13 protein-coding genes are annotated in these 21,030 nt (G+C 45.9%); 5 read left to right on the forward strand and 8 right to left on the reverse strand.

Going from position 1 to position 21,030, the window contains the following annotated elements:
• Positions 1-101: 101 nt before the first annotated feature.
• Both J4N39_RS15760 and J4N39_RS15765 read left to right on the forward strand, forming a co-directional pair.
• Positions 102-3,980 carry a DUF6701 domain-containing protein gene (locus J4N39_RS15760; RefSeq protein ID WP_252025651.1) on the forward strand — a complete coding sequence of 1,293 codons (3,879 nt, stop codon included), beginning with the start codon at positions 102-104 and terminating at the stop codon, positions 3,978-3,980.
• Positions 3,981-4,211: 231 nt separating this feature from the next.
• Entirely contained in the window at positions 4,212-6,158 is a 1,947-nt protein-coding gene (locus J4N39_RS15765; protein ID WP_252025653.1) for a methyl-accepting chemotaxis protein, read from the forward strand.
• A 48-nt stretch (positions 6,159-6,206) separates the two neighbouring features.
• Here the strand turns inward: J4N39_RS15765 and J4N39_RS15770 are convergent, their stop codons facing one another.
• Positions 6,207-8,243 carry a methyl-accepting chemotaxis protein gene (locus tag J4N39_RS15770; protein WP_252025655.1) on the reverse strand — a complete coding sequence of 679 codons (2,037 nt, stop codon included), beginning with the start codon at positions 8,241-8,243 and terminating at the stop codon, positions 6,207-6,209.
• A gap of 239 nt (positions 8,244-8,482) precedes the next feature.
• Positions 8,483-9,520, reverse strand: a complete 1,038-nt coding sequence (locus J4N39_RS15775) for a PQQ-dependent sugar dehydrogenase (protein WP_252025657.1) — start codon at positions 9,518-9,520, stop codon at positions 8,483-8,485.
• Between the two features lie 201 nt (positions 9,521-9,721).
• Between J4N39_RS15775 and J4N39_RS15780 the strand changes: the two genes are divergently transcribed.
• Together J4N39_RS15780 and J4N39_RS15785 are read left to right on the forward strand one after the other, a co-directional pair.
• A complete protein-coding gene (locus J4N39_RS15780) occupies positions 9,722-10,150 on the forward strand; it encodes a VOC family protein (protein WP_252025659.1) in 429 nt (142 codons plus the stop codon).
• A 17-nt stretch (positions 10,151-10,167) separates the two neighbouring features.
• Positions 10,168-10,494, forward strand: a complete 327-nt coding sequence (locus J4N39_RS15785) for a nuclear transport factor 2 family protein (RefSeq protein ID WP_252025662.1) — start codon at positions 10,168-10,170, stop codon at positions 10,492-10,494.
• Between the two features lie 50 nt (positions 10,495-10,544).
• Here J4N39_RS15785 and J4N39_RS15790 read toward each other — a convergent pair whose 3' ends face one another.
• Positions 10,545-11,918, reverse strand: a complete 1,374-nt coding sequence (locus J4N39_RS15790) for an MATE family efflux transporter (protein ID WP_252025664.1) — start codon at positions 11,916-11,918, stop codon at positions 10,545-10,547.
• Positions 11,919-12,032: 114 nt separating this feature from the next.
• Here J4N39_RS15790 and J4N39_RS15795 point away from each other — a divergent pair, with 114 nt between their 5' ends.
• Positions 12,033-12,932, forward strand: coding sequence for an AraC family transcriptional regulator (locus tag J4N39_RS15795; protein ID WP_252025666.1), 900 nt, complete (start codon positions 12,033-12,035; stop codon positions 12,930-12,932).
• A 28-nt stretch (positions 12,933-12,960) separates the two neighbouring features.
• On the opposite strand, the gene J4N39_RS15800 is transcribed toward J4N39_RS15795, so the two are convergent.
• The 5 genes from J4N39_RS15800 to J4N39_RS15820 form a co-directional block, all read right to left on the reverse strand.
• Complete coding sequence (locus tag J4N39_RS15800; RefSeq protein WP_252025669.1) at positions 12,961-13,497, reverse strand: DinB family protein; 537 nt, start codon at positions 13,495-13,497, stop codon at positions 12,961-12,963.
• Positions 13,498-13,635: 138 nt separating this feature from the next.
• The gene (locus tag J4N39_RS15805) at positions 13,636-14,808 is read right to left on the reverse strand and encodes a hypothetical protein (RefSeq protein ID WP_252025671.1); all 1,173 of its coding nucleotides are present in this window, start codon (positions 14,806-14,808) and stop codon (positions 13,636-13,638) included.
• A gap of 34 nt (positions 14,809-14,842) precedes the next feature.
• Positions 14,843-16,183 carry an MSCRAMM family adhesin SdrC gene (locus J4N39_RS15810; protein WP_252025673.1) on the reverse strand — a complete coding sequence of 447 codons (1,341 nt, stop codon included), beginning with the start codon at positions 16,181-16,183 and terminating at the stop codon, positions 14,843-14,845.
• Between the two features lie 420 nt (positions 16,184-16,603).
• The gene (locus J4N39_RS15815) at positions 16,604-19,735 is read right to left on the reverse strand and encodes an efflux RND transporter permease subunit (RefSeq protein WP_252025675.1); all 3,132 of its coding nucleotides are present in this window, start codon (positions 19,733-19,735) and stop codon (positions 16,604-16,606) included.
• Positions 19,735-20,778: an efflux RND transporter periplasmic adaptor subunit gene (locus J4N39_RS15820; RefSeq protein WP_252025677.1), complete on the reverse strand. Its 1,044-nt coding sequence runs from the start codon at positions 20,776-20,778 to the stop codon at positions 19,735-19,737. Before J4N39_RS15820 ends, J4N39_RS15815 begins: the two co-directional genes overlap by 1 nt.
• Positions 20,779-21,030 lie beyond the last annotated feature (252 nt).

The raw sequence follows: 21,030 nt of genomic DNA on the forward strand, positions 1-21,030 counted from the left end.
TAATCTCTACCAATAATTTTATGAATATTAGTAGCTTGCAAGTTATTAAATAGACTAAGCTATGCTTAGACATGGATGTTGGTAAGTTAGGTGGCGCTGATATGGCAAGGATTGTGCAGCTACTTTTGGGTAGCTTGATCTTGTTAGCAATAACGATGAGCTCTAGTGCAGTAGCACTGGAACTTGAATATGGGCGTTATAACGTCAATGCCTTTCCCCATGCCGACTGTATTAACACAGTGTGTACCATTACCTTCGAAGAAACCTACGCTACTCCCCCTGCCGTTTTCTTTATGGATACGGTGAGCTTCCAAAATGAAAATGATGCCCCTTCTGCGATTAGAGTGCTTGAAGTCACCACGCAACAAGTAAGATTCCAGCAGCAGTTCCCGCCTGATAGTCGAGCTCCAGCCTCAATGGAGCAGGTACCCATGACGGTCATCGATTATTTGGTGATTGAAAAGGGGATTCATAACTTTTCTGGTGTCAGTGTTTTGGTTGGTTCGGTAGATACGGCACGATACCGCACCCGAATTACCAACGATGATGGTAGTGGTAATCGAAATAATCGAGAGCGGATCACGTACGCTTCCATTCCCAATAGTCCCATTACAAGCTTTTCTAGCGCACCTGCGGTTTTGCACCAAGTACAAACAGTCAATAATGACGATGATCTTTGGCTAACTTCTGTGGTGCCGAGTGTGAATACTACTCGTTTTGACATCGCATTAGAGCGATTAGAAATTGATGGTCGGGAAGATAGGGAAGATAGAGAATTTCCAACAGAGACAGAAACGATCGCTTATCTGGTTGCTCTGGGTTCCGGTGAGAAAGACGGGATAAAGTTTCAAATCAGAAACGAGCAAACACGGAGCTCATTAAGCACTAATCAACCTGTTACCCAAGGCTGTGAAACTTTTGCCGAATACGATGAGCTAGACGTCGTTCCCGTGATTATTGGCAAGATGAACTCTCGTAATGGCAACAATGGTGGATTTGCTAGACGCTGCCGTCTAGAGACAGACCGGGCTAGTTTCATGGTTGACGAAGACCAAGATTATGATTCCGAACGAGGTCACGTGGCGGAGCGTATTGGCTTCATTCTATTTGAAGTCCCTTTTGAAGTGAACCAATGCACGCAGTTTACTGGAGCGGCGCAGACTTGGAGTACTGACGGTGAAATAGCCCTGATTAACTCTTTGACAATTACAGGCAGTGTGCCTGATGGTCGAGTGGGTTTCGATAACTTAACTCAGCCAGATTGGGGCAACAATGAGCCTAAGTTTTGTGATGGGTATAGATGTGCTGCTGACTCATCGCTCAAGGTGCCTCAGTATAATTTTGCTGCATTTACCCCCAGTAACACTGTGTTGAATCCCGCCGATGGTGCTGTTATTTCTCCAGGAGAATATAAGCGAATTGACATCAAAAATGGACGTACGGTAACGCTTAGTGCTGGCGATTACTTTATGGAAGACTTTAATGTCAGTGGTGGGGCTACGGTTATCGTCACTGGTAAAGTACGGATCAGTGCTTATAAAATTACCCTGTCTGGCAACTCCAATGTTAACTACACCACTTCAGGTGGAAGTATTACTTCGGTACCCGAAAATCTCTATTTGATCTCTCATGGGATAGATAACAGTGTTGATTATCTGAATTTAAACAACAATAGTTCGGTGAAAAATGGTGTTTATGTATCGGGGTCAGCCAAGGCTTCAGCGTTTGTTATTTCTGAATCTTTAGTCGATATCAATGGTGGCAGCACCATCATTCATGGTGCGGTCGCATCCCTGTATCTAAAAATGTATGGAAGTGGCCAACTTCTAGGGGATATTTCGAGCTGTAATGATACAACCTACACCATGGGGATCAGCCCAACGTCTGCGACTGAGCTTATTGATAATGCCGTAGCAGTTACCTTTTCAATCCTAAATAGTCAGGGAATAACAGATACCAGCGTTTCAGGCACATTTAATCTAACCCATGATGGCGGTGCAGACGTTTGCTGGAAAGCAACAGAAACGGGTTCGTGTATCAATGACAGCAGCGCACTTCCATTCCTTGCTGGCTCCTCGACCTATTATTTGTATTCAAGCTCACAAGCGGAAGTTAACATCACCGCAACTTGGGTAGAAATGTCATCAGTTACTGGCAGTGCGGGTCCATATAAGTTTGAAAACAATGGCTATATCTTTGAGCCAAGCCCACTTCTAGTGATTGCAGGACAAGACACTGACGCCACCATTAAAGCCGTCGATAACAATGGTGATGTAATTACCAGTTATGAAGGGTTGAAGACCTTACAGCTAACCGCTACCTCTAAAATCCTTCCTTCGAGTGGCACGCTTGATGCGAGTTTGATAACTACCTCAGTAACTTTTGTGCAAGGTGAGGCCACCATTACCGTTAACTATCCAGATGCTGGAAAAGTCAGCCTATCTATCCAAGAGGCCAGTGATGGGTTTAAAGGGGACATGCAAGTACACGCAAGGCCACATACTTTTGCCATCTGTAACATTACTTCGAGCGGTTTAAATCAGGGTTATACCGGTACGTCATCTTCAGGAGCTGGTTTTGCCAAAGCGGGAGAGACTTTTTCTGTTGTGATTAAGCCGCTCACCTGGTTAGGAAGCGCTATTAGCGCAGACAACTCAGGAGATGGCAGCGTGGATACCATCACGGATGGTTTATGTAGCCACACTACGACACCTAACTATTACACTGAAGGTAGTCAGTATGCGGGTGTCATGATAAGTCATGCTTTGCATACACCTAGCCAAGGTGTAGCGGGTGCATTGAGCCAGCCTGCGACTGACCAGATTTACGAATTCACCAATACATCACAAGCAAGTAGTGGTCTGACGATAGACAACCTCAGTTGGAACGAAGTGGGAAGTCTTTGGTTACAAGCACAGTATGCGGCTTTTGCCCTTGGAGGTGTAGAGCAGGGCGTTGCTGCCATTGGTCGTTTTTATCCATACCAGTTCCAAGTGACTTCACAGGTGGTGAGTGAAGGCCAGAGTGACTTTACTTATATGGAGCAGGGCTTTAGTGCTCAGTTTCAAGTCACGGCCCAAGCCGTTGAACAGTTGGCTGGTGGAACATCGACGACGACAACCACCAACTATGAATATTTGACTAACTATCAGATGTCGATTCATCTCAAAGCGTTAGATAATGACAAGATCACTCCAGCACAAAATGACCTAACAAGCCGACTTGATACTACAGGTATCAGCCAATCCGGTTGGGAGTCGGATTGGGATGGTGGTGTGATAAGCGTGCCTCTATCCACCTTGAAATTTGATCGGGTTGAGACTCAAAGCACTCCAAGAATTACCACAGCCGACGGCCCATATGACTTGCAACTGGGTTTAGAGGTTGATAGCGGTAACGTGGATTGTGCCGTTTCTGGCTGTACGACATTTGATAGCCACGATACTTATCGAAACGATGGGTCAAACACGACTGACATTGCTTCTATTGGAAATGCCCTTGATATGCGCTTTGGGCGACTCTATATGCCCGACTTGGGGGCACAGTCTGGGCAGACAATTGATGTTCCACTAGAGGCTCAGTATTGGAATGGTAGCAACTTTGTGACCAATACCTTGGATAGCGAGAGCGCATTTAACGGTGCTAACTATTGTCGAGAGGAGATATGGCCGGGAGGGAATACCACAGCGGCAAGTTTGAGTGGCAGCGGGGCTGTTTCTACCGGAGAAAGTAGTGCGTTGCAAGCGATTCAAAACCAAAGTGGTGTGCGAGAACAAGTGAAATTGTGGTTGAGAATTGGCGTTGCTCAGTCGGGCTTGGAATCGGGGCTAGGTTGCCAAGGCAGTAATACTGCTGGCTTAGAATACCTTTTTTATAACTGGGATGGTCGTGGTGACGAAAGCCCTTCTGCTGTCTATACCTTTGGTGTTTATCGAGGTAACGACAGAGTGATTTTCCGCGGTGAGCCGAGAGTGTATTGATTGTAGACCGCCCCCTGAAAGTGAGGGGGTGACTCTGTATTTAAACTCCTGATGTCCCCTGAAAAACCTGATTTTATAGAATTGTTAATTAAACTGAGTGTTTTCATTAATAAATAATCAAACATCAGTCACGTTAGTTAGCAAAGTCTGAATTAAATAGCCTTGATTTTGCTAAGGTTAAAGTAAGCCCATTGTTTGGGGTAGCTTATTTCAACCAAGGGAAGTCGGTTAATGCGTGATAATCAACCCGTAACACAAAAAGAACAAAAGTTTACTAGTAAAGAAGATTTGGTTTCCATCACCGATCTTCAGGGTAAAATCAAATACGTCAACGATGCGTTCGTTGCGATCAGTGGTTTTTCTCGAGATGAGCTGATAGGACAAGACCATAACATCGTCCGTCATCCCGATATGCCTCCAGCGGCCTTTGCTGATTTGTGGTCAACCATCAAGTCAGGCCGGGCTTGGCGTGGAATGGTAAAAAACCGTTGTAAAAACGGAGACCACTATTGGGTTGATGCGTTTGTCATACCAATCGTCAAAAATGGTTCCACAGTAGGCTACCAATCGGTTCGCACCGAGCCCAGTGAGAATCAAATCTCTCACGCCGCTTCACTGTATAAATCGATGAAGCAAGACTCATCAAAGAAATTGCCTCAACCAAGCTTATTTAAACGAATTTCATTGCGAATGATGAGCCGCTTACTAAGTGGCGTGCTGGTCCTAAGCTCGCTCATCACCTGTATTTTCGCATCAGATCCTGTTGTGCAGGTGATGGCGGTAGTGACTGCCGTGACCGCAATTGCGATTGGTTTGATTAACGAAAAACGTATTTTCGCCAAATTGGACTACGTCATTAAGCATAATCGATACCTTGCAGCAGGAGACTTCACCAAGAACATCGAGGTTCATGGGCAAGATGAGCTTGCTAAGTTATTGACTTCCATAAAAATGGTGCAAGGGCGCTACAAAACCATCTTCATGCAAGCGTCAGAGTCGGTTTCTAATTTGTTAGATACTGCAGATAAACTGTCGGGCACTAGCCACGATGTATTGCATGCCATGCGTGAGCAAAGCAGTCACACGACTCAAGTGGCAACAGGCATGAATGAAATGTCAGTGACTGTTGACGGGGTGACAACTAACGTTCAAAACACAGCTGACACCACAACTGGGTTGACTGAGATTGTTGAACAAGGGGATCTCGTTATTGCCGATACGTTAGAGCAGATGCAAGCCTTCGCTAATGAAATGACTCAGACCTCTTTGCAGATCAATGAGCTATCTAAAGAGAGTGAGAAAATTACTAATATTACCAACACTATTAGTGATATTGCCGACCAAACTAATTTGCTGGCGTTGAATGCGGCAATTGAAGCGGCTCGTGCTGGGGAGCAAGGGCGTGGCTTTGCGGTGGTGGCTGATGAAGTTCGCGGACTGGCAGCGCGAACCCAAGATGCAACCCAAGAGATCCGTTCGATGCTGGAGCAAGTTTCCGGTGGCATTCAAAACTCCGCAAATACCATTGAGCAAAATAGCCACTCGGCAATGAGTGCCCTAGATAAAGTGACGCTGACCCGAGAAAAATTTGCCGATATTACGGCAGGTATGGAAAACATCAATGCTATGAGCGCTGAAATTGCTACCGCAGCCGGGCAACAAAGTACCGTGGCGAGCGAGATGGCCAATAGTATTGAAAGTATTAGTTCTCAAGCCTCACTTACCGAGCATCAGGGAGATAAACTGCAGCAACACGCAATGATGGTAAACTCACGAGCGCTAGAGCTACAGGCACAGCTATTAGAACTAGAGCTGTCGGAAGCGGGTAGTTTAGACTTCGCTACGGTAAAACAGGGGCATCTTGCTTGGAAGACTCGGGTTCGTTCCTACCTCAATGGGGACAAAAGTGCCATCACTCGTGAACAAGCCTGTTCTCATCGCGAGTGTATGCTCGGCAAATGGTACTACAAGGATGGTGTGAAGCATCATGCCAATAACAGTGCATTTAAAGCCATGGAACCGCCTCATGAAGAGCTACACGCAACCATTGTTAAGATCCTTGATGCTAACGAGGCAGGCGATACAGATAAAGCAGAGTCGCTGTATCAGAATATTGAGCCACTATCGAAGAAGATTGTTGGGCACCTCGATGATCTCGAGCGTGCGGTAAAGCGCTAAATGATTAAGTAGAAAAAGGTCTAGCTATTTTGGCTAGACCTTTTTTATTTAGAACGCTTTATCTAGTTTAAAATGGGAAACCACTTCTCTGACACGATCAGAGAGGGTTTTGACTTCCCTACTGGTATTGTCTGAAGTTTGTGTCAGTCCTAAGCTGGTGGACGAGGTTTGCCTGATATTGACCACACTCTGATTAATCTCGTTCACTACACAGCCTTGCTGCTCGGTCGCTGCGGCAATTTGGCTGTTCATGTCATTGATGATGGCGATTTTTTCTACGATAGCAGATAAAGACTCGGCAGTAGTTTTGGATTGCTCTGCGGTGATTTGTGCTTGCTGTACCCCTTTAACCATCACTTCAGCAGCTTGCTGTGATCCTGTTTGCACCTTAGCTAGCATTTCCTGAATTTCGGTCGTGGAGTTTTGAGTACGTTGGGCAAGTGTTCGAACTTCATCAGCGACCACGGCAAAGCCTCGACCATGTTCACCTGCTCGGGCTGCTTCTATGGCGGCATTTAATGCCAATAGATTGGTTTGGTCGGCGATCTCACAAATCACATCCAAGATAGAGTTAATGCTTTGGCTATCATTTTCCAGCTGCTTGATCACTGTATCTGCTTGCTGAACGTCGATGGACATTTGCTCAATGGATTTCGACATGGTCTGAACCAGCTGTAAGCCGTCTTCAGCAGAAGTTCTCGATTCAATGGCAGCTTGCGCCGCATTTTGGGTATTACTGTTCACTTCTTGCACGCTGGCAGTCACCTGGTTGACAGACGTTGCTACCATGTCGATTTCGCTATCTTGATCAGAGATAGCGCTAGATACTTGGGTACTTGAGTTAACCAATGTTTGGCAATATTCATCGAGCTGGCCGCTTGCGCCTCGAATGCGAGTTACCAACTCGGAAAAATTTTCTGAGATCATATTAATTGCGTGAAAGATGCGAGTGATTTCATCCTTGCCTCGCACTTCACATCTTACGGTTAAGTCCCCTTCGGCTAGCTGTTTAGCACTCTGAGTTAAGGTAGTAATCGCAGAGTCGATGGAATAGTACATCGCAATAAAAAGAAGGGTTGAAATGACGATAGCAGCGAGCAGAACAATGGTTAATAGGGTTGCTTTGGTTTCAGCAGCGCTTTGTCTAGCCTGTAAATGCGAATCAAGCGCTGGCACTAAAATGTCATACGCGTTGAGCAAACTGTCAATGGCAGATGTTCCTTGCGCAAAGTAGTCAACGGGTTGGATTGTCCCCAGTTTTCCGGCCAACAATTGGGCTTGAGTGGTTTGGTTGAAGTTTTTAAGTACCGCCTCAACTTGATGCAATACCTGGTCGTTCTGCTTTAAGTGGGGTGCGTGTTGGTACAAGACTTTCAGTGCGTAGCTGTATTTCTCTAGGTTAAGTTGGATAACGTCGTTGAGTACTGAAAGCTCCATACGTTGAGCTTCAGTGATGACTCCACTACTTAATGCTCCAGTGCCTTTGCCTCTCAATTTACCTATGCTTTCAGCCGTTTTCGGTAAGTAGTCGGTCAAGGTTGCCATCATATAGTAGCTTGGTAGCTCAGGGTCTAAAGTCAGATTGGATTGGTCAGCAATGGCAACTAAGGTGTCTTGCACGGTTTTGATCAGTGCAGAATGCTGGGCAAAACTCTCTTGGCGGGTGTAATTATCAATCGTTTTGAGGGGCTGCCAGGCTTGCTTAATCGCTGTTAGCTCACTCCCTAGATTGAATAGCTCTCCAAAGCCTTGATTAATTTTTGCCATCTCCTCTAAAGCATTATCTACCGTTGACGCTGCGGTTGAAACTTTGCTTCTAAGAGATTCATTTCCCGCCAGTACGCCTTGGGACAATCCGCGATGCGCAGCCATATTGACGAACAGGACTTTCATCGTTGGTAGATATTCCACGCCGTATCGTTCGTGCTTAGTAAATTCAACACTAGTATCGAGCTCTGCTTTGTAAGCAAAAGACAGAATGACTAAAGGGATGACCAAAAGTGAGCCAACCAATAAAAACTTCATCCGAAATGAAATGAAGCTAAGTAAATTGCTTAAGGGTTCGAGCAAGGTGCGCACTGACATTGTAATTTCCTCTATTTACGGCCTTTTTAGGCTCTTGTTTGGGCATAAATAGAGTCTAGGAACGGATCTGGGGTTTCGCCACTACCTAAGGTTAGGGTTTATTTGGATGATTCGATGTGTTTTTGGACGAGCTTAATAAGTAAAGCCTTTCTTAACGAAAGGGACGCTAGGGAAAATGCGACTTAAAAGCAGGCAGGCCATGTTGAACTATGTCGATCAACATGACTAACGGTAAGTGGTCACAAACGGTAAATATTGCCACTGTCAGTAGAGAAATAGATGTAACCATCTTGGCTGATGGTGATATCCCGAATGCGCTGATCGAGAGACTGAGCGACACGTCGTTCCTCAGTCAGTGTTTCTCCATCCACAGCCACAACATTGATGTGTTTAAGTTTGAGCGCGCCAGCGAGAAGCTTACCGTTTAAATTTGGGTACCTGTCACCTCGATACATAATAAGGTTGCTCGGTGCGATGGAAGGCACATAAACCAGCAGAGGATCTTTCATGCCCGGTAGGGACTTGGCATCACCAACCGAGATAGGCCCCCAATACTCTTTACCATGGGAAGCAAGTGGCCAGCCGTAGTTCTCACCTGCGATAATTTTGTTGATTTCATCCCCACCTCTAGGGCCGTGTTCGATGGACCATAAGGTTTCAGAAGGTGCATCATAAAATAGGCCTTGTGGGTTGCGATGCCCATAGCTCCAAACCGCTGGGTTTTGCTTGAAAGGATTACCACTGGCAACCGAACCATCCAGATTGAGTCTCAATATGCTGGCTGCATGATTGGTTAAATCTTGTCCGTTATCTCTTTCACCTCGGTCGCCGATTGAGATGAACAGGTGCTGATCCACGATTGCAATTCGGCTTCCAAAGTGTCTGCTAGTGTTGCTGTAGGCATCGGCGATAAAGATGTCTTGCCAATCTGATAGGGATTTACCTTTCAGCATAGCTGAGGCCAGTGCGAGTGTCGTGCCCTGTGGCATTTTCTTACTGTAGGTAAAATACAAGGTTTGGCTAGGCTTATGGTAGGCCACGTCCATCAGTCCACCTTGGCCGTTGGTAAATAAATCGGGCACTTGCATCAAGGGTGTTTTTTCATTGCTTGACAGGTCGAGGAAGGTGATCTGCCCAGATTTCTCTGCCACGATAAGATGATAGGCATTAATGAATTCAATGCCCCAAATGACGCCAAATCCTTGCGCAATTCTCTTGGTGTCCGCCTGCACTGGAGCAACGAAGAGAAGCAATATCAAAGCCAATGTGAATTTCATAGTTCAAGTCCTTATGAGTGAGTCCAATTGTTGCAACTTTCTTTGTCTGATAAATCTCAATGAATTATCAGGCAGTTAAAAACGAGATCTTGCAAGGTGTCGATTCGAGTTAGCTAAGTTATAGTAGTGCTTGATTTGCCTAACTAACAAAACTTATTCAATTGCATACACTGTATATATACGTGCAAAAGGTATGAAGCGATGGAACCGAGAGTCAGTATTATTACCCTAGGGGTTAGTGATCTTAAGCGATCTTACGATTTTTACACAGGGCTTGGGTTTCCAACCACGAGCAAGTTGGAATCTGGGATCGTGTTTTTTCAAACAGGTGGTGTTTGTGTTGCGCTCTACCCGTTGGATAAGTTAGCTGAAGATGTGTCTGAAAAATTTGCTAGTCCTCGCTCGGGCTTTTCAGGCGTAACGTTAGCGCATAACACTAAAGAACGAGAGCAAGTTGACCAAGTGCTTGCGTTAGCCAAGCAGTGTGGTGGCACGATAGAAAAGCCAGCTCAAGATGTTTTTTGGGGAGGCTATAGCGGATACTTTTCTGATCCAGATGGTCATTTATGGGAAGTGGCACATGCCGATTTCTGGGAGTTTCACCCAGACGGACGTCTAGTGATCAATTAGAACAAAAGGGTTACAACATGGATGAAGCGTTAAAAAACGCATGTATCGCATTCTCTTGCGGTGACAGTGAAGAGCTACTGCCTTTCATGGCAGAAAACATTGAATGGAAAAATATCGGAAAAGAGACGATTAAAGGCAAAGCAGCCATTGAAGAGATTTGTCGTCAGATGCAGATGCAGCCTGTTTACTTGCAAGCCTCTAGCCAGTTCGAGAGTATCAATCATCTCGTGGTTGAAGGTCATGGTGAAGCGGAAAACGAATTCAGCTTCTGCGATATTTTTCACTTTGAGCAGCATAAAGTGGTAGGTATTAACTCTTACCTTGTCCGGCATGAAGAGTTTTAATATAAAACGCCCTGACATTAGTGTCAGGGCGTTTTTTGTTGTTCGTCATCTCAAGCGGTTTGTAGGGTTAGGTTAGCAACCCAACGTTTTTGCAGGTAACGACGGAAACATAAGAACAGTCTAACGAACTCTTCACTTACAATCGCCAAGTAGACCCAGGTAAAATCCCACGCACCGATGAAAGCGCCGTAAGCTGTGAGAGGGATACCTATCATCCACATCGCAATCAAGTCCATGCGGATAAAGAACATGTGCTCACCACCCGCTCGCAACACTCCGTTGATGATGATCATATTTAACATGCGAACCCAAATCGCACACGCCATCACTGCAAGTGCTGGTTCGGCAAATACCGAGAGCTCTGGAGAGTCTAGGTTTAGTGCCATTATTACGTATTCACGGCCAAGTAACAGTAGTGCACCAAGCGTCACTCCGAGCATGATCACTGATTTCATGATGGTTTTTGAGATCATCTGTGCATCGTCAAATTCGTCGCGACCCAATGATTGGCCAATGAGAACGGAGCAAGCCACAGAGATACCAAAAAAGATAGAGTAACAAAGCGACTCAAATGGACCGATCATGCTGTAAACCGCAAGCTCAGTCGTGCCCATATGACCAATGATCATCTGATAAGTTAAAGTGCCGCTTGCCCATAGCACTGCACTGAAAGAGCTAGGGATCGCTAGCTTCTTAAAAGACATCCACAAAGTGCGGTGTTTTGGAATGTAGCGACTGGTGATGATCCAGCTGCGTCGCTTAACCAAAATACCCCACATGATAGCCACTTGGAACATACGTGAGACAGTCGTCGCAAACGCAGCGCCTGCAACACCCATTTCTGGTAGCCCGTACATACCGTGGATGAACACGAAGTTAAGGGCAATGTTTAACGCAATCGTCACCGCACCAATGATCAGCGGTAGCATAGCATCTCCACTTGAACGCAATGACGCTTCAATCGTGATGATCCAGTGGGTTAGCAGCAGCACTGGGAAGCTGTAAAGCATGTAGGTAGCACCTGCTTCAATCACTTGGCTATCGGTGGTTTGCAGCAACATGATCTGAGATGCAAACAAGGTAATCAATGCTGTCACAGGAATGATCACCACAGAGCCAAACATCAGAGATTGCATCGTGACGGTTTTGGCGTGCACTTTATCGCCTTTGCCCCAGTATTGTGAGACCAATACCCCAGTCGCTGCGGCCATACCCGCCATGATCATGATGGCGACAAACTGCCAGCGAGAAGCAATACCCACAGCGGCGGTGGCGTGTTGACCAAAGTCAGAGACCATGAGCACATCGGCCAAGGCTAGAATCGCAACCAAAGCCGACTGAATAGCAACCGGAAAGGCGAGCTTAAATACACGTGGTAGTAGTGCATGTGGACGTATTGTTGGTGTTAATTTATGTGTCGTCATCTTCTCGCCTCCGTTATTATGATCGCTAGTGTCACGGATTTTTCGGGATGAAAAATCGTCGACATTCGCAGGAATAGTGGACGCAAAGAATAGCCAAGTTCGAGATTAAATAAAATGTGGGAAAATTCAGAAAACCTGTGCAAATTTGACATGGTCAAGTTTGCACCGATTGAAGAGTGGAAAGATGACATCTATCTCGCTGATGGATGTCGAGAGCGTTTTCTTACTCAAAGTGACTTCCCTGAGTTCGAAAATAACCATATTTTCATGGCCGGACTTACCGTGCTTGAAGAGGGTTATCACGTTGAGCGTATTAACTCCAACTTGCATAACTTTCTCTTTACCCTAGAGGGTTATGGTGTACTCACGACTGAACAAGGAGTCCAAATCATTGAGCCTAATACGGTTACGATTCTACCTGCAGGCTATCCATTTAGGTTTGAGCTATATGATGGCGATATTGGCTGGAAAATGTCGTGGATACTGCTCGATGATCATCCTAAATGGGCGAGTTTGGCGACTGGCAACCCAAGAGTGGAGAGCTGGAGCGCCTGTGAGCAAAGTTGGTCATTGCTTCAGCTATTGCACAATGAAATCGGGGGAAGAACCAGCTACCGTACTCTATTAATCAGCGAGTTAACTCGAATTTTGCTCGGTGGATTGAGTAAAGATACTCCTTCAACCACTGAATTGAGAGTTCAGAGCTTGTTTAATGTTGTAGAAACCCAGCTCCATCAGCCTTGGACAGTCAAAGGCATGGCTGAGCGGTGCTTTATTACGGTGGAACAACTCAATCGAGTCTGCAAGAAGCTCTACGGCTCCACGACTCAGCAAAAATTGATCTCATTGCGAATGGAAAAAGCCCTCGACCTGCTTCATTACCAAGATTGGAGTATCGCTATGGTGGCCCAGCGACTGGGTTATCCAGACCCGTTTAACTTTACTCACCGTTTTCGCCGTTTTCATGGTTGCTCACCGAGTGAATATCGTAAAACTATCCGCAACAAAGAGTAACGGTAAGGCTATTTCTGTATTGCTTCGGCTACTTTACTTCTCCAAGAACCACTGGCAAATCCATACACCCGTAATCCACTCCAAATTGGCTGAGTAGGGCTGTAAGTTGGCCTTTATGATGAGTTTGATGATTGAACACATGCTGTAAGAAAGCGCCTAGGCTTCGTGATAGCAATTGGCCTTCGGTGGTGGTGTAGCTGACTTCTTGTTGGCAACTTTCCGTCGTGAGCGCTTGGGTGACATCGACGTATATAGTGTCAACTGCAGTACGCAGTGCTGCCAGTTCCTCTAGCGTATCAACAAAGGTGTCGTGGATACGTTTGGAAACGGGAAGCTGTTCGATAAGATGAGCGTCAAGATTAACCACGTCATTAGCTACCATTCTCTGAAGCATGATCAGATCGGCAAATAACAGATGATTCCAGTGTGCCATGATGGTTGAAAAAAACGCATGGGTCTCTTGATGAAGTTGGTCTTCGTTCAGTTGATAACAAGCTTTAATGAGTTGCTGGTTAATACGCTGGTTATAAATCGCCATTGATTGAAAGTGTTGGACAATATTCATAGCTGCTGGGGTGTGATGATTTTATAACCACCTTAATGCATATTTACATCAATGCCTAATGCTGGTGTAGAGAATTGCATCTAATAACCGGTAGAAAAACACCGAGCGGTGAGGCTCGGTGTTTTGGTTAGTGTTGGATTATGGATTCGTGGTCACAGAGCTCCAGTTTTGATCGATAAGTGATGAGAATTCATCAACCATGTAACCCCCTGTTATAGTCCCTGTACCATTAGTACCAAACTTACCGTGACCCCCACGTTGAACCGCTAGCCCCCATACGTCGCTCCAATCTAGCGTTCCACGAAGTTCTAAGTCGGCATAAACTTGGAATGCAGACGCATTAGAGCATTCCATGTGACCAGTCGATAGGCTGCCCCCTACTTCAAGCGAACTATTTTGGAACACATTGGTGCGGCCAGAAGTGCCAGTACCAGTAGTCAAGTCTCCGACAATACGAGCTCGAGAACTCCCCCAAATATCTAGGAAATTACCTACCGTCATAGATTCTGCTTCGATAAAAGAGCTATTCTCAGCGGTAATCGTTGTAGCACTCAAGTGTTCACCTAGAATAGTTGAGTTGCCTCCTGCGAAGATACTCTCGTAACTACTTTCAGAGGTTTGACTATAAATAGTTGCACCACCGTAAGCGTATAACATGGTGCCGTTACCAGTCATCGCACTACGAATTCTTACCGTTGAGTTAAGAATGGCTTTTAGCGAAAGGTTATTGAGCGAGCCAGAATTGATTCGCAAGTGTGCGCCACGAGTTAGCTCGACATTTGGTTCGTAGTCTTCGTTATCTTGTACCGGGGTTGGTAGTGTAACGTTATCGAAACGCACAGTAGAAGCGCTACGTGCAAGCAGCGTACCTGTCAGAGTGACATTTTCTAAACGAACTGTAGATTGCTCAGCGATAAACATCGCTTCACCATCAACATCATCGAGAGGTATTTCACCGATAGTGGCGCTCCCATCTCCTACAATTTTGATATCTACACGCTGAGCTTCGATTCCATCGCAGTCTCCAGAGATATTAAATGTGTAACGCGTATTAGCATTTCGAGCATCATTTACAGCATTAAAAAGTGCTTTAGAATCACTAGCACAATCGATGGCTACTGTTGTATAAGCATCTGTGCCTTGCTCTAGCGAAGAAATGCGTTCATCAAGATTAGTAAAGTTAGCGTTGACTTCACTTGCTTTTGCAGCGGTACCAGAACTGAAGGTGTGAGGAACTGCTGCATACGTATTGAATGCCAAAGCCTGACCAACAGCAACCGCCAACAACAATTTGTTTGAGTTATTCATCATTTAGTCCTTATATTTCCTTTTGCAGCCTTGGCGGTTATTGCCAATTTGCATCATCCCAATTTGTGTTATCCCAAGTCAGTGCGGTGTTGACATCACATACGTCACCTATGCCATCGCCATCACTGTCGGCTTGATCAGTATTTGCCGTGGTTGGGCAGTTGTCTTGATCATCGCTTACCGTGTCATTGTCGTCATCGGTATCGCTGTTATTCCCGGTGCCATCTTTGTCATCATCTTCCCATTCGGTTGAATCATTCGGGAATTGGTCGTCAATGTTGTCGTAACCATCCCCGTCAGAATCCCCCGCTTTTGATGCGTCTTGTGGGTATTCATCATCAACATTGTCATAACCATCCCCGTCCGAATCCCCTGCTTTGGAGCTGTCTAATGGGAACTCGTCATCAATGTTGTCATAACCATCACCATCCGAGTCACCGGCTTTGGTTGGATCGCTAGGGAACTCGTCATCTGCGGTACGATAGCCGTCATTGTCATAGTCATCGTAGTAAGGATCTGCGAGGTTATCGCCGAGACCGTCACCATCGCCATCTACCCATTCATCAGGATCTTGAGGGGCCCAATCTTGGGTGTCTGGGACGCCGTCACCGTCAGAGTCTGTTGGTAGTACAGGCGCTTGGGCGTCTTCCAGTGCTTGTTCGATTTCTTCAGCGCTTTGTTGATCATCGACCGTATCGAGCACGGTTTTAATCGCATCATTAGCGGCCGCAATGACCACGGTGAATTTGGCTTCACCTGCGCTACCTTTTTGTGCCGATTTTGCGAGATCTTCAGGCTCTTCTGGCAAAGCGCCAAGGCTGACCAGTTTTTCTGCGGCATAAGCGGCCTTGTGTTCGTCGCTTGCCAAGAAATCACCGAGTACATCTTCAGAGTCCAGGCCTAGGTCAGTGGCCACCTGAGCAACAGCTCCGTCTTTGTCCAGGCTCGAATCTTTTTCAAGTGCGTTGTGAACCAAGGTAGTCAGAGGTGTTACTGCTGTCTCGCCCGCAGGCGCAGACATAGTGTAGCCTTTTGTCACCGGGCCTTCCGACTCATCTTGTGTCCCAGTACCTGTAGTTGCGTTATAAGGAATTGCTCTTACGATGACGGCATACTGACTAGGGTTGTCGATACCTTCAACGTTAAGCTCTGCGATACCTCCTGCGCCAGAGATAGCAAAAGGCTCTCCGCTATCGCGGATAAAGTTGGGCGTTGTGTCTAGCCAGACTTCCGCACCATTGAGATAGCCGTCAATTGCTTTGACGCTATAGGGTTGAGTTGTCGTCGAGGAATCAGAATCTGAGCTGCTGCCATTACATCCTGCGAGCAAAACAGCACTAGCCAACCCCAGCGACAAGGTTATTTTGTTGTATTTCATGTCACCAATCCATGTTCTACATTTGTAACAAAATAAAACTAGGTGATAACAATTTAGGAGTAAAGCTAGCCCAAAAGGGTTAGCTAGTATGAGTTAATTGATATAATTCATTTTTAAATCAATCAACTAGAAGAAGTGTTCTTTAGAGAACACTTTGAAGCTTTGTGCTGAGGAGCTGGTACGATTTGTTGCAAAACAATAGTTTAATGAAACCAATTGCCCACATTTAGGTGCATGTGAGTGAAGTTGATTATTGTGAGTGTAGTCAATAATTGTAGGGGTGTTTTTTGATTGGGAATAGTGAACGGTAAATATTTAAGCTATTCAGTCGCTTCCCATTGAGTGATTATTCTATATATCCTGAACAAACAAACGCCGAGGGCTTTCACACTCGGCGTTTCAATTCAAAAGACTTTACAATTAAGCTTCAGTTTTTGCTTCTAGTGTCTTTGGTGCGCCCATTACTTTCTCACGTAGAGTCTGTAGTAGAACGTAGATGACTGGTACTACAAGCATACCTAGGAAGGTTGCTGATACCATACCACCACACGCTGACCACCCGATCGCTTGCTGTGCTGCGTAACCTGCACCCGTTGAGAACATCAGAGGTACTAGACCGAATACGAAACTTAGTGCAGTCATCATTACCGCACGGAAACGTAGACGAGTCGCAGTTACTGCTGCGTCAACAATCGTGTAGCCATCTTCTTCACGTAGCTTCTTAGCGAATTCTACGATTAGGATTGCGTTACGAGCTGACATACCTACCAGTAGAACCATCGCAATCTGTACGTATAAGTTCACGTCGGTACCCATCAGGAATACTGTACCTAGTACACCTACTGCTGCTGTTGGAACAGACAGGATGATACATAGTGCAACTACCCAAGACTCGTACTGAGCAACTAGAAGTAGGTAAGTGAATAGGATTGCTAGAGCAAAAGCGATTACCGCAGAGTTACCTGCCGCAAGTTCCTGCTTAGTTAGACCTGCCCACTCGATTTCGTAGCCAGCTGGTAGAGAAGCTGCTGCTTCTTCAACGGCCTTGATTGCGTCACCAGACGAGTAACCTGGAGCTGGGTAACCGTTGATGTTAACCGCCTGGTTCAGGTTGAACTGCTGAAGAACCTGGGGACCAAATACAGTCTTCGGTGTAACGATAGAGCTGATGTTGATTAGCTCACCGTGGATGTTACGTACCGTTAGGAAGTTAAGGTCTTCGATGTGCTTACGAGTCATCTGCTCAGCCTGAACGTAAACGTAGAAGTTACGACCGCTCATGTTGAACTGACCTGCGTATGCACCTGCAAACTGCGCCTGGATAGTGTTAAACACTTGGTCCATTTGCAGACCCATCATCTTGATCTTCTCTCGGTCGATCTCTAGCTTGATGTTAGGTGTGCTTGCAGTAAATGTGGTGTATGCACCCACCACACGTGGGTCTGCGTTGATTTTTTCGATGAATGCGTAAGTCGCTTCAGCAAGTTCAACCGGGTCACGAGCTTCCATATCTTTGAACATCAAGTCAAAGCCTGCCACTAGACCAAGTTCAGGGATCGCTGGTGGCGGGAACGCCATACCAAAGATCTCATCTTTGCTATCTAGAGCCGCTTGGGTTTGACCTAACACAGTCCAAAGACTTAGTTCTTCGATACCTTGACGCTTTTCGTAGTCATCCAACGTGATAAGCAGTAGGCCTGCGTTAGGTGACGTTGCGTTAGTGATAAGGTTAAAACCTGCAACAGAAGTTACTGATTTTACGCCAGGAATCGCTTGAATATCAGCAGTCGCTTCTTTTAGCTGTGAGTCAGTACGGTGCAGTGCAGAGCCGTCTGGCAACATAACTACAGCAAACAGTGTGCCTTTATCTTCGTCAGGTAGGAAGCCTGTTGACGTGTTATTGCCCAGTACGTAGATAACCGCAAATACACCAGCGATCATCGCCGCAGATAGGAACAGGCGACGGCCAAAGAAATTAACCGCTTTACCAAACCCATCACGAGTTGTGTCAACGCCTTTGTCGAATACACGGAATAGCCAGATCTTCTTGCTCTCACCGCGTTTCATTAGCATGACACACATTACAGGGGTAAGTACTAGCGCTACGACGGTCGATACAACAACTGCCGCAGAGATAGCGATACCAAACTGACCGTAAAGGATACCTGTCATGCCAGGCATGAATAGGGTAGGGCCAAATACAGACAGCAGAACCAGCATCGATGCGATGATAGGGCCAGTTACTTCGTCCATCGAGTTAATCACGGCGTCACGAACAGACAACTCTTGGTCTTCTTCCATCAGTCGCTCAACGTTCTCGATTACGATGATGGCCGCATCCACCACGATACCGATCGCAAGGATCAGACCAAACATCGAGATGATGTTAATCGTCATGCCTGAGGCTAGCATGATGGCAAATGTGGTGATCAGCGATACAGGAATTGCAGTGATGGTGATCAGAGTGATGCGCCAGCTCTGTAGGAACAAAATGGTCACTAGTGTTACTAGGATCACGGCGTCACGAAGGGTCTTAAAGATGTCATCAATAGCGGCTTCAACGAAAACCGTACCATCGTATGGGATCTCAATTTTTAGGCCTTCTGGCAAGTTTGCATTCGCTAGGTATGCTTTTGCCGCTTCACCAACTTTCATTGCGTTCGATGTTGGAGAACGGTATAGGAATACTGTGGTTGCATCTTGGTTGTTGAAGTATGAGTTAGCCATGTACTGAACAGAGCCCAGCTCAACGCGAGCAACGTCACGAACGCGAATGATACCTGTGCTATCGGCGCGGATGATCACGTCAGCAAAGTCTTCAGGCTTTTCTAGTGCGCTGTCTACTTTGAATGTGTATTCCCACGAGTTCTCACCTTCACTTGGTGAGATACCCGCACGGCCAGCCGCTAGGATCTGGTTTTGCTCAAGTAGCGCCGCTTGAATTTCTTCAGTGGTCATTGATAGAGCCGCCATTTTTTGCGGGTCCATCCAGATGCGCATTGAGTAGTTCTTCTCACCCAATACCATAACGCGAGATACACCAGAAAGGCGCTGTAGGTTCTCTTTCAGGTTGGTCGACGTCCAGTTTGATAGCTCGATGTCGTCCATACGACCGCTGTCATCACGTACCGAGAACGCCATAAGCATACCTGAAGATACCTTTTCTACAGTCACACCGTAGCGACGAGCACCTTCAGGAAGCGATGAGATGGTCTTGTTGACACGGTTTTGTACCAGCGTTGCCGCACGGTCCGCATCAGAGCCGATCTCAAATTGGATCTCTAGGCCATAAGAACCATCGTTACCAATGGTTGACTTCATGTAAGTCATGCCTTCAACACCGTTGACTTCTTTCTCAACCAGTGCGGCAACAGACTTTTGCATTACTTCGGTCGAACCACCGTCCATGTTGATGTAAACCATCACGGTTGGCGGTGCAACGTTAGGGTACTGACCAACTGGTAGTACCTTAAGTGCGATGGCACCAATAATCGTCATAAACAGCGCAATTACGATTGCGAAGTTAGGACGATTGATGAAAAAGCGACTCATTATTCACCACCCTCAACCACTTTAGGTTCAACTTCTAGACCTGGGTAAAGCTTGATTGTGCCGCTGACAACAACCATATCGTTTACCTGTAGGCCGTTAACAAGCTCATAAGACTTGTGTTTACCCAGTGATTGAATACGTTGTTGTTCAAGAACACCGTCTTTCGCGATGTATACGAACTTACCTTGACGATCAGTTAATACTGCTTTTTGAGGAACTAGGATGTTACCGTCACCGTCAGCATCGCTTAGCGTTACTTTACCGAACTGGCCGTCAAGAAGTTGACCTTGGTTGTCGAAACGGTAGCGCACTTTTAGTGTGCTCTTAGTTGGATCGATAGCACCGTCGATTGCGAATAGTTTACCTGCTTGCTGGTAGCCCGCAGTATCTACAGTTAGCTCAGCAGATAGACCTTCGATGTTTTGAATGAAGCTATCGTTGCTTGGGATTTCAACGAGTGCGTCAATGTTGTCATCATTGATGATGTCACACACTGAAGTGCCTGCTGATACGTGCTGGCCTTGATCAACGAATAGGTTGATCACTTTGCCTGAAGTTTTCGCGCGGATCTTAGTACGCTCTACGTCAAGTGCTGCACGTTGCTCTGCAACTTTTGCCAGCTCCATACCTGCTAGTGCTTTCTTGTACAAGCTATCGACTTGCTCGAACTTCGAAGTAGACATACCACCAGACTTCACTAGCTTAGCTGCACGCTCGCGTTCATTTTTCGCTTCGTTGTAGTTCGCTTTTGCTAGATCCAGATTTGCTTCTGCTTCCATGTGGTTAAGTTGGTAATCGCGATCATCTAACTGAATTAGTACGTCACCGATTTCAACACGCTGACCGTTGCGAACCATCTTCTTAACGATTTCGCCCGAGGTCTGCGAGATAACAGCGATACGTTGAGATGCAATTAGCGAAGTACTATAAGTTTTCGTCTGAAAGATTGGTTGGTAATCCGCTTTAATTACAGAGACTTCGGTAGCTGCGAAGCTCATTGCTGGTACCGCACATAATAATGCGATCAGTTTTGCCTTTGGCATAGGTTTCCCCACGAGTTGGTAGTTTCTACATCTAATCATTACTAAATATTACATTGTTGGTTCAATGAAATATTGATTTGGGTCTAAAAATGGGTAAATGTTTTATGTGGAACTATATTTAGATTCGATAGGTTGCCGATAAGTATCTGATAGTTATTATATTTTTTGATTTGTGGTATTGATGGTTTTATTTGTATTACATGCGTTAGTTCACGCATTATTTTCTTAAATTCTCACGTTATGCATTCTAAT

It is taken from the genome of Vibrio sp. SCSIO 43136, assembly GCF_023716565.1.
Classification (GTDB): Bacteria; Pseudomonadota; Gammaproteobacteria; order Enterobacterales; family Vibrionaceae; genus Vibrio.